The sequence below is a fragment of the Aerococcus sp. L_32 genome, from assembly GCF_050689315.1.
The window spans coordinates 1-1,145 of the sequence record NZ_JBOEQF010000564.1 but is presented as its reverse complement, the minus strand read 5'-3'; the positions used below and the strand labels follow the sequence as shown (position 1 = coordinate 1,145).

Annotated in this window: 1 protein-coding gene; it reads right to left on the bottom strand. The window is 41.7% G+C overall.

Translation table 11 applies throughout. From position 1 onward, the window contains the following. On the bottom strand, positions 1-1,145 hold a 1,145-nt coding region (locus tag ACRCJ0_RS14795), incomplete at both ends, for an FAD-dependent oxidoreductase (protein ID WP_431390968.1).

The following is a 1,145-nucleotide window of genomic DNA, read 5'->3' as shown; positions in this document are numbered from 1 at the left end:
ACTGGCATAGAGACGTCGTCACGTTCAAATGGTACGCCAATCTCAGTCAACCATTCAACAGATCCTAAGGCGTTATCAGTCAGTTGTTTCACAAGTTTATAATCACCATAGATTACTTGACCATTTAAGTCCTCACGTTTACCACCTAAATAAGTTTGAATTCTGTGGAGTAGGACTGAATCAAATAGGTAATCTTCACCTTGTTGAGTTCGTTCTAAGTAGTCATTGATTTGTGCACGTAAACTGATGAAGTCCTCTAAGTATTCTGAATCAATCGTGTCTTCGTCAATGGCTGCAATTTCCTCTAAGGTATGTGCTTCACCAGGGTTAGCAGAGAAAGTTGCTTGCCATTCGGGTTCAGCAGCATTCATCGGTCCACCAGCACGGACAGTATTACCACCTAATGATGGGAATTTTTCAAGTAAGATGACTTCTTTACCCGCTTGAACAGTTGCAGCAGCTGCGGCTAAACCGGCACCACCGCCACCAATAACAAGGACATCGGTGTCATATTCAATGGTTTCAGTTGCTGATTTAGTAGCGATTTTTGGCCGCTTTTTCAAAATATTTGGATCAGCGCCAGCTAGTCGTACTGCATCGGCAACCCCATCAAGCACACTTTGACTCGTTACAGAAGCACCAGAAACAGCATCTACATTTAAGGTTTGATTTTCTATAATTTGTTCAGGGATGCGGGTGAATACCAAATCAGCAATCCCTTCCGTTTCACCACTTGAATCAATATCGATCCGGTCAATACGTGTATCACTAAATGACACAGTGATTGGAAGTGGTCCGTTATGACCAACAGCTTTTACTTCATAGTGACCAGGTTCAAAGCGAACTTCTTCAGGTAGAGATAAGATACTTGCAACATCGGTAAAACGAAGAAATTGACCGAAACAAGTTTCTAAGAAATGAACAGTATTTTCATCTTTAAGATTGCCATCTTCATCAAATGCTTCATGAGCGCGACCCAATAAAAATTCATGCCCAGGCATCACTATGGCGTTTACACCGGGTGTATCTAAGATTTGACGCAAATGTAATTGGGCACGTGACGAACCTTGAATATCATAGGAAGCACCTACTAGCATGATAGGTTTCCCGTCAAGTGGGTGTAAATTAAAGGATAAGTGTTCAAT